Here is an 8,612-nt window from a genome sequence, read left to right as displayed (position 1 = left end):
CTCCCGTCCCGTCCCCTCCCCTCCCCCCGCCCCTCAACTCCCCCTCACCTCCCGCCTGGAGCACCATGACGACGCGCCCGCGACTCATCCGCCCGTCCTTCACCGCCCTCGCCTTCGCGCTGCTGGTCCTCGCGCAGGCCCTGGCCGTGGCCGTGGCCGGCACCGCGCACGCCCACGGCGACACCCTCAAGGTCGTGATCACCGGTCAGCGGGACGGCCACGTCACCGCCGACGTCACCTGGGAGAACGACGGGGACGCCGTCGAGGAGGCCGTGGCCGCCACCGTGAACGCGGTGAGCGCCGACGGAACCCGTACGGCGGGCCCCTGGCGGCTGGTCCGCGGCAGCGGCGGGGCCGCCGCCTGGACGACGGCCGAGACGCTGCCGCCCGGCAGCTGGACGGTCAGCATCGACGCGGGCTTCCCCTCGCTCGGGCACGCCGAGCGGGAGATCGCGGTCCCGGTGGTGGACCCGGCCCCGCCGACGGCTTCCGCCGCCGCCCCGACGGCGTCGACGCCTCCGGCCCCGGCCCCCGCCCCGTCTTCGTCCCCGGCTTCCGCGGGCACCCCCGCGACCGACACCGACACCGACAGCACCGGCTGGTGGACGACCGCCGGAGTGGCCGGGATCGCCCTCGCCGGTGCGGCCGCCGGCATCCTGCTGCGCCGCAGGCGGCTGCGGCGCCGCTGACGGAGTGTCGCCCCGCGCCGCTGGGCAGCGGCCCTGCATGGTGGTCCCGGCAGCGGCTGGACGGTTCGGCGGACGTGGCGGGAGAGGCGCATGAAGGGCACCGAGGTGATCGCGGACGGCTTCGGACGCATCCGGGAGGTGGTCCACGAGGTGGTCGAGGGGCTCTCGGCCGAGGAACTCAACGCCCGGATCGACCCGGCGGCGAACTCGATCGCGTGGCTCGTCTGGCACCTGACGCGGGTGCAGGACGACCACGTGGCCGACGCCGCCGGGCTCGACCAGGTGTGGGCGGCCGGGGGCTGGGAGGACCGCTTCGGACTGGGGCTGCCCGCCGGGGCGACCGGGTACGGGCACTCCGCGCGGCAGGCCGGGACGGTCCGCGTGGACGCGTACGAACTGCTGCTGGGCTACGTCGACGCGGTGCACGAGCAGACCCTGCGCTTCGTGCGCGAGCTCGCGGCGGCGGACCTCGACCGGGTGGTCGACGAACGGTGGGACCCGCCGGTCACCCTGGGCGTGCGCCTCGTCAGCGTCCTGGCCGACGACCTCCAGCACGCGGGCCAGGCCGCCTACGTACGGGGTGTCCTCGAACGCCGGTAGGGGCGGGCTTAGGGTGGTGACCTGTGACGACACCTGTGAACACCCCGTTCGGCGACGCCTTCCTGTTCGAGGCCGAACGGCACGCCGCGTGGGGCGCGGCCCAGCTCCAGGCCCTGATGGCCTTCATGCCCGACGGCGACTGGACCGCCGACCTCGACGCCTGCGTCTACCGCCAGGGCGGCCTCGACCTCCGCGTGTCCGTGCTGGGCACGTACGACATGTCCGAGGGGTCCTGGATGTGGGGCTGGGCCAACCCGGGGCTGCGCGGCACTCCGGTGGTCGCGCTGTCCGGGCGCGCCGGGGAGTACGGCAGGGCGTACGGCATCCCCGAGTTCGCGCAGGAGGTGCTGGACCTGTCCGGCTTCGCCGACCCGCGCAGGGCCGCCGAGATGCTCGCCTTCGCCGCGATGGGGGTGACCGGCGCGCCGGGGTACCTCAGCGTGCAGGCCGGTCCGGACACGCAGCTGTACCTGCTCGCCGACGACGCGCGGGTGCCGCGTCCCGCGTTCGCCCCCTCGGCGCTCCCGGGCGCCCTCACCTCGTCGATCGGCCTGATCGGCCACTCCCCGTACGCCATGGTGGCCGGCTACTTCGAGCACTTCGGCCTGCCGCACCACCAGGAGCCCGGCCGGATCGCCGCCGCCCTGCCCGGCGGCCTCACGGCCGGGGTCGACTTCGACGGGCTGGGCCGTATCGCGAACATCCGGGTGACCCTCAACGAACACCCCTGACCCTCAGTCGGCCGGGGGCCGGTGGCCCGCCTGGGCGCTGCCGGAGTCGGCGGCGAGGTCCAGGGTGCGGGGGGACGACGGGTCGCGGAGGGTGTCGGCCACCTCGCAACGGCCCGCGCCCACCCGGCTGGTGACGCGGTAGCCGGTGTCCGTGGGGAGGGTGAGGTCCAGGCGGCCGGAGCCGACGCTGGCGCTGACCCGGTCCGGCGGGGTCAGGAAGCGGACGTCGGCCAGGCCTGCGCCCGCCCGCACGACGGCCACCCGGCAGGCGAGGCCGGTGGCGTTCAGGACCCCGGAGCCGACGTTGGCCCGCAGGGCTCCGCGCAGGCCGTCCAGGGTCAGCGAGCCGGTCCGTACGTCCGCGTCCACGGTGCCCTCCAGGCCGCTGACGCTGATCCGGCCCGAGGTCCCGGACACCTTCACCGGGATCCCGGTGGGCACGGTCACCGCGAGCCGTACCGAGCAGCCCGGCGCGTCGGCCTCCGTGTCGGTGTCGCCGGCGCAGCGCGGGGTCAGTCTCAGGGTGTCGCCGAGCCGGCTCTGCTCGATCTCCGGCCGCCGCAGCGACCAGCGGACGTCGGCCCGGTAGCCGACCTGCCCGTCCCCGCGCGGGGTGACGGTGACGTCGGCGCCGCCGGCCACGATCTCCACGGCGGTCACGGCCTGCCCGGCGCTGCCCCCGCTCAGGACGCCGCTGTGCAGGCTCCCCTCCGCCCAGACCTGCCGGCCGGCCGACAGCAGGACGAGGACGGAGCCGGACAGCGCGGCGTACTGCCAGGCTCGGCGGTGCGTGCGGCTCGCCCGAGGTGTCACGGGGTGCCGTCCAGGAAGCGCAGCACCGCGAGGACCCGGCGGTGGGCTTCGGCGGCCGGGGGCAGGTCCAGCTTGGCGAAGATGCTGTTGATGTGCTTGGCGACCGCGCTCTCGCTCACGACGAGCCCCTCGGCGATCCCCGCGTTGGAGCGGCCCTCCGCCATCAGCGCGAGGACCTCGCGCTCGCGCGGGGTGAGCCGCTCCAGCGGGTCCGGGCCGCCGCCGCGGCGCAGCAGGAGCTGGGCGACGACCTGGGGGTCGAGGGCGGTTCCCCCGGCCGCGACGCGGCGCAGGGCGTCGATGAACTCCTCGACGTCGGCGACGCGTTGCTTGAGCAGGTAGCCGATGCCCGCGCCGTTCTGGGAAGCCAGCAGGTCGGCGGCGTAGCGCTCCTCGACGTACTGCGACAGCAGCAGCACGGCCGTGCCGGGGTTCTGACTGCGGATCACGAGGGCGGCCCGGACGCCCTCGTCGGTGAAGCCCGGCGGCATCCGGACGTCCACGAGCGCGAGGTGGGGGCGGTGTTCCTCGACTGCGGCAAGGAGCCCTTCGGCGTCGCCGGTCTCGGCGGACACCTCGAACCCGGCCATTTCGAGGACTTTGACGAGTCCTATGCGCAGGAGGACGGAGTCCTCGGCGATCACAGCCCGCACGGCAGCTCCACAGTGACGATGGTCGGTCCCCCGACGGGGCTGTTGATCATTATCGTTCCGTCGACCGACCCTACGCGTTTGCGCAGGCCCACCAGACCGGTGCCGCCGGCCGGGTCCGCGCCGCCGACGCCGTCGTCGGTGACGACGACGCGCAGCAGGTCGCCGCGGGCTCCGGCGACGCGGCCGATGCGCACGGAACAGCGGTCGGCGCGGGCGTGTTTGGCGACGTTGGCGAGGGCTTCGGAGACGACGAAGTAGGCGACGGCCTCGATGGTGGGGCCCGGGCGTTCGGCGATGTCCACGGCGAGTTCGACGGGCAGCGGTGCTCGGGCGGCGATCCCGGAGAGCGCGGCGTCCAGGCCGCGGTCCTCGAGTACGGCCGGGTGCAGGCCCCGTACCAGGTTGTTGAGCTCCTCGATGGCTTCCTTCGCCTCGCGGTGGGCCTCGTCGATGACGGCCTTGGCCTCGGGCGGCAGGCCGGGGAGGGTGGCGCGGGCGATGCCGAGGTTCATGGCGAGGGAGACCAGGCGCTGCTGGGCGCCGTCGTGCAGGTCGCGTTCGATGCGGCGGCGTTCGAGGTCGGCGGCGTCGAGGACCCCGGCCCGGCTCTCGGCGAGGTCCTCGACGCGCCGCTGCAGTTCGCGGGCCCGGTTGGGGCCGAGGAGGGCGGCCGCGGCGACGGCGTCCAGGCGGGTCAGGGTCGCGGCCGCCCAGGGCGCGGCGATCAGCAGCAGCCCTCCGAGCACGGTGATCCCGTCGTACTGGTAGTGCAGGCCGGGGACGGCGAGCATTTCCTCCACGGGCAGCATCCAGGCCCAGGCGTACACGCTCGCCGCGGCCGCGGAGCCGGCCCAGAGGAGGACGAGGAGGGCGGCGCCGGTGGCGGCGAGCGGGCTGACCACGAGGTGGTAGCCGTACTGCCGCCAGGTGGATTCGGAGCGCAGCCGTTCGGTGAGTCCGCGGACGGTCGTCCAGCGGTGTTCACGGACGACCGGCGGTATGTCCAGGTCGAGCAGCGACCGGAAGCGGCTGCGCTGGAGCGCCGTCAGCAGCGGGCAGAACAGGGCGACGAGCAGCAGGGGGACGGGGCTGTGGCCGGGCCCCGCGACGGCGAGGACGCAGCCGAGGACGAGCGGCAGCGCGGGCGGGATCGCGGCCGCGCTGAAGGTGGTGTTGCGCCAGGCCCACGCCGACCAGGGGGTGTGCGAGGCGATCCAGGTGTACGTACGCCTCAACGCGCCGCGGGTTGCCATGCCCGTACGGTAATCGCCCTGGTCAGGGCATAACCATCACCCTGGTGCCCGGAGGGGGGTGTAGCTGGCACCACCCCCGGTTCGGACGGTGGAGCTACTGATCTTCGCGGCGTGCGGCACAAGAGTGGTGGTGTGCCCGGCGGACCGGCCGGCGGGCCGGAAGGAGACCCGTAGCCATGGCCCTCGCCGCCCCGCAGATCCGGTTCCGGCGCACCGTCCGCCTCTCGACGGTGCTCACCGGCGCCGGGCTGGCGCTGCTGCCGTGGATGGCGGTGCTGGCGAAGACGATGCCGGCGACGGTGGAGGTGTCGCACTGGGCGGCCGCGTGGATCGGGCTCGACGCCCTGCTGGCCGTGGGGCTGGCCGGGACGGGGGTGCTGCTGCGCCGGGGGGATCCGCGGGTCTCGCCCGTGGCGGCGGCCACCGCCGCGCTGCTCCTCATGGACGCCTGGTTCGACGTCACCACCTCGGCGGGCACGAGCGGTCAGGGCATGGCGCTCGTGCTGGCGCTCGCGGCGGAGCTGCCGATGGCGGGGCTGTGCGCGGTGGTGGCCGCCCGGCGCGCGTCCTGACGGGACGCGCGCTCCGGGGCCCGCCGGCGGCCGGCGACTACTCGATGACGAGCTCGACGGGGATGTTGCCGCGGGTGGCCTTGGAGTAGGGGCACACCTCGTGGGCCTGCTTGACCAGCAGGGCGCCGGTCTCGCCCGCGAGGGACTCGGGGAGCTCGATGCGCAGGGTCACGGCGAGGCCGAAGCCGCCGGCGTCCTGGCCGATGGAGGTCTCCGCGGTGACCGAGATGTCGCCGGTGTCGACCTTCGCCTGGCGGCCGACCAGGCCGAGCGCACTGGCGAAGCAGGCCGCGTAACCGGCGGAGAAGAGCTGCTCGGGGTTGGTGCCCTGGCCGTTTCCGCCCAGCGCCGGGGGCATGGCGAGCGCGAGGTCGATCTGGCCGTCGGAGCTGACGGCGCGGCCCTCGCGGCCGTTGGCGGTGGCGACAGCGGTGTACAGCGCGTCCATCGGGAGGTCCTTTCAGGGGGGCGGGGCGGCGGGTGACCGTCCCTCGTCCACTACTAGAGCACACAATTAAATTGTGCACAACTCAATGGCTCGCGAGTGTGCTCCGGTACACTGGCCCCATGACCGAGCAGCCCGCCACCGCCCTCCGCGACCAGGATCGCGACCAGGACTTCCTCCGCCTCGACGGGCAGATCTGCTTCGCGCTCAACGCCGCGACCCGCGCCTTCGGCGGGCTCTACCGCGTCGTCCTGAAGGATCTGGGACTGACCTACCCCCAGTACCTGGTGATGCTGGTGCTCTGGGAGCACGGCTCGACGCCGGTCAAGGAGCTGGGGCTGCGCCTGCGGCTGGACTCGGGCACGCTCTCGCCCCTGCTCAAGCGCCTGGAGGCGGCCGGCCTGATCCGGCGCGAGCGCAGCACGCGGGACGAGCGGTCGGTGCACGCGGTCCTCACCGAGGAGGGCGCGGCGCTGCGCGAGCGCGCGGCGGAGGTTCCGCGCCGGATCGCCACGGCCACCGGCTTCGACCTGGAGGAGCTCCGCGACCTCAAGGCGCGCCTGGGCCGCCTCACGGCCGCCCTCGACGCCGCCGCCCCGCTGGACTGAGGCCCGGGGGCGGGCGCGGGGGTTCAGGACCGGGGCTCAGGAACCGCTCTCCATGGTGGGGCGCAGGCGTTCCAGCAGGGCGTAGAGCGTGGCACTCTCGGCTGCGTCGAGGATGTCCAGCGCGCCGTGCGTCGCCTGCATCTCCTCGCGCACCCGGCGGATGGTGTCGCGGCCCTCGTCGGTCGCCACGACGTTCTTGACGCGCCGGTCGGCGGCGGAGGCCTCGCGGCGCACCAGTCCGCGCGCTTCCAGGCGGTCCACGATCCCGGTGACGTTCGAGGCGTCGCAGGCCAGGAGAGTGGCGAGGCCGCGCATCGGGACGGGGCCGTCGAGCTGGGCGAGGACCTTGGCCTGCGTGGAGGTGAGCCCGTACCGGGCGGCCGCGGCGGCGAAGTCCCGCCACTGCGCGGTGCCGATCGCGGCGAGCAGTTCGAGCAGTTCGAGCTTGGTGGGGCCGTGTGGGGCGGTGGCGCTCATACCTCAGGAGCGTACTCCAGGATGGTTGACATTATCAACCTTTTACTTGACCACCTTAACTATTGATGGCTACCTTCGATGAAGTACTTGATGACATCAAACATCTGCGTTCTGAAGCAGTAAGAAGGTCCTGCCAGTCATGAGCTCCGCCGCATCCGCCCCCGCCGAAGCGAGGAACAGGAACGAGACGGTCATCGTCTTCGCCCTGAGCCTCGCCGCCATGGTCGTGTCGATGATGCAGACCCTGCCCGTACCGATCCTGGGCCTGATCCGCAACGACCTCGGCACCTCCACCGCCAACGTCAGCTGGGTGACCACCGCCACCCTGCTGTCCGCCGCCGTCTTCACCCCCCTGCTCGGCCGCTTCGGCGACCAGCACGGCAAGAAGCCCACCCTGGTGGCCGTCCTCGGCGTCATGGTCGCGGGTTCCGTCGTGGCGGCGCTGGCGACCTCGCTGCCGCTGCTGATCCTGGGCCGGGTGCTCCAGGGCGCGGCCACCGCGATCTTCCCGCTGGCCCTGTCCGTGCTGCGCGAGGAGGTCCGCCCGCAGAAGCTGCCCGGCGCCATGGCCCTGGTCAGCGGCACGCTCGCGTTCGGCAGCGGACTGGCGCTGGTCGCCACCGGCCTGCTCACCTCCGGTGAGGACGCCGACTACCGCAACGCCTTCTGGATGGCCACCGGCTTCGCCACGCTGGCCCTGCTCGCCGTCGTCTTCCTGGTCCCGGCCACCCGTCACAAGACCGGCGGCCGCACCGACTTCCTCGGCGCGCTGACCCTGGGCATCGCCCTGCTGCTGCTCCTGCTGCCCATCTCGCAGGGCCACGAGTGGGGCTGGGCCTCCGCCCGCACCCTCGGCAGCTTCGCCGGCGCGGCCGTCATGACCGCCGTCTGGGTCCTGGTCGAGCGCAAGGTGCGCGAACCGCTCGTCGACATGCGGATGTTCGTGCACCGCCCGGTGCTCATGGCCAACCTGGCCGGCATCCTCGTCGGCTTCGGCATGTTCGCGAACTTCCTCGGCGTCTCCTACCTCGTGCAGATGCCCGAGAAGCTCACGGGCTACGGCTTCGACGCGTCCATCCTGCGCGCCTCCGTACAGTTCCTGCTGCCCGGCGCGATCGTCTCCCTGCTCGCCTCCCCCGTCGGCGGCCAGCTGGTCCGCCACCGCGGTCCGCGGGTCGCGCTCGCCCTGGCCGCCGGGCTCGGCGCCGTCGGCTTCGGCTGGCTGGCGCTGGACCACGGACACAGCTTCTCGGTGATCGGCGCCGGCCTCGTCGTCGGCGCGGCCGTGAGCTTCGGCTACGCGGCCATGCCGGCCGTGATCATGGCCAGCGTCCCGCACCACCAGAGCGGCATCGCCAACGGCATCAACTCGATCTCCCGTTCCACCGGCAGCGCGATCGGCAGCGCCATCGTCACCACGATCCTGGCCTCCAAGACGATCGAGCACCTCCCGCCGGGCGTTCCCGCACTGCCCGCCGAATCCGGCTTCACCCTCACCTTCGGGATCGGGGCCGCCGCCTTCGCGCTGGTCGCGCTGATCAGCTGGCTCGGCCTGCGCTCCGGCCACGGCCCGCGCGTGGCCGCCGCCTCGGCGGAAGTTCCGGCCACCGCGAAGGACGCGGCGAAGGACGGGACGAAGGCCGCCGCGCCGGTCGCGGACACCGCCGACGCCGTCTGATCCCGCGTACTCCGCTTCGCTGCCCCCCGGTCCCTCGGACCGGGGGGCAGCGGCATGTCCGGCCGTCTTCCGGGCCGTCAGACCACCTGCGGG

At 73.8% G+C, this 8,612-nt stretch carries 11 protein-coding genes; 6 read left to right on the top strand and 5 right to left on the bottom strand.

Annotated features, from left to right (window positions below; translation table 11 throughout):
- Window positions 1-65 precede the first annotated feature (65 nt).
- The 3 genes from ACFV0Q_RS22950 to ACFV0Q_RS22940 all read left to right on the top strand — a co-directional run bounded on the left by ACFV0Q_RS22950 (window position 66) and on the right by ACFV0Q_RS22940 (window position 2,020).
- A complete protein-coding gene (locus ACFV0Q_RS22950; protein ID WP_385008173.1) occupies window positions 66-689 on the top strand; it encodes an LPXTG cell wall anchor domain-containing protein in 624 nt (207 codons plus the stop codon).
- 90 nt (window positions 690-779) lie between these two features.
- On the top strand, window positions 780-1,289 hold the full coding sequence (locus tag ACFV0Q_RS22945; RefSeq protein WP_385008172.1) for a DinB family protein: 510 nt from the start codon (window positions 780-782) through the stop codon (window positions 1,287-1,289).
- A gap of 23 nt (window positions 1,290-1,312) precedes the next feature.
- Complete coding sequence (locus tag ACFV0Q_RS22940) at window positions 1,313-2,020, top strand: DUF6882 domain-containing protein (RefSeq protein WP_385008171.1); 708 nt, start codon at window positions 1,313-1,315, stop codon at window positions 2,018-2,020.
- 3 nt (window positions 2,021-2,023) lie between these two features.
- Here ACFV0Q_RS22940 and ACFV0Q_RS22935 read toward each other — a convergent pair whose 3' ends face one another.
- From ACFV0Q_RS22935 to ACFV0Q_RS22925, 3 genes are read right to left on the bottom strand one after another with little or no spacing between them, the layout of a single operon-like run.
- Window positions 2,024-2,833: a hypothetical protein gene (locus tag ACFV0Q_RS22935; protein ID WP_385008170.1), complete on the bottom strand. Its 810-nt coding sequence runs from the start codon at window positions 2,831-2,833 to the stop codon at window positions 2,024-2,026.
- Window positions 2,830-3,486, bottom strand: coding sequence for a LuxR C-terminal-related transcriptional regulator (locus ACFV0Q_RS22930; protein WP_385008169.1), 657 nt, complete (start codon window positions 3,484-3,486; stop codon window positions 2,830-2,832). The genes ACFV0Q_RS22935 and ACFV0Q_RS22930 overlap by 4 nt, the downstream gene beginning before the upstream one ends.
- Window positions 3,474-4,739: a histidine kinase gene (locus ACFV0Q_RS22925; protein ID WP_385008168.1), complete on the bottom strand. Its 1,266-nt coding sequence runs from the start codon at window positions 4,737-4,739 to the stop codon at window positions 3,474-3,476. The genes ACFV0Q_RS22930 and ACFV0Q_RS22925 overlap by 13 nt, the downstream gene beginning before the upstream one ends.
- A 176-nt stretch (window positions 4,740-4,915) precedes the next feature.
- On the opposite strand from ACFV0Q_RS22925, the gene ACFV0Q_RS22920 reads away from it, so the two are divergent.
- On the top strand, window positions 4,916-5,311 hold the full coding sequence (locus tag ACFV0Q_RS22920; protein WP_385008166.1) for a hypothetical protein: 396 nt from the start codon (window positions 4,916-4,918) through the stop codon (window positions 5,309-5,311).
- Between the two features lie 37 nt (window positions 5,312-5,348).
- Here the strand turns inward: ACFV0Q_RS22920 and ACFV0Q_RS22915 are convergent, their stop codons facing one another.
- Window positions 5,349-5,759, bottom strand: a complete 411-nt coding sequence (locus ACFV0Q_RS22915) for an organic hydroperoxide resistance protein (protein ID WP_266579770.1) — start codon at window positions 5,757-5,759, stop codon at window positions 5,349-5,351.
- Between the two features lie 119 nt (window positions 5,760-5,878).
- Between ACFV0Q_RS22915 and ACFV0Q_RS22910 the strand changes: the two genes are divergently transcribed.
- Window positions 5,879-6,364, top strand: a complete 486-nt coding sequence (locus ACFV0Q_RS22910; protein ID WP_385008164.1) for a MarR family winged helix-turn-helix transcriptional regulator — start codon at window positions 5,879-5,881, stop codon at window positions 6,362-6,364.
- Window positions 6,365-6,400: 36 nt separating this feature from the next.
- On the opposite strand, the gene ACFV0Q_RS22905 is transcribed toward ACFV0Q_RS22910, so the two are convergent.
- Window positions 6,401-6,841 carry a MarR family winged helix-turn-helix transcriptional regulator gene (locus tag ACFV0Q_RS22905; protein WP_385008162.1) on the bottom strand — a complete coding sequence of 147 codons (441 nt, stop codon included), beginning with the start codon at window positions 6,839-6,841 and terminating at the stop codon, window positions 6,401-6,403.
- A 139-nt stretch (window positions 6,842-6,980) separates the two neighbouring features.
- Here ACFV0Q_RS22905 and ACFV0Q_RS22900 point away from each other — a divergent pair, with 139 nt between their 5' ends.
- A complete protein-coding gene (locus tag ACFV0Q_RS22900) occupies window positions 6,981-8,519 on the top strand; it encodes an MFS transporter (RefSeq protein WP_385008160.1) in 1,539 nt (512 codons plus the stop codon).
- The last annotated feature ends 93 nt before the right edge of the window (window positions 8,520-8,612 follow it).

This window comes from Streptomyces sp. NPDC059564 (assembly GCF_042735575.1).
Lineage (GTDB): Bacteria > Actinomycetota > Actinomycetes > Streptomycetales > Streptomycetaceae > Streptomyces.
Note: the sequence above shows the minus strand (reverse complement) of the source record. Positions and strands in the feature narration are given on the sequence as shown.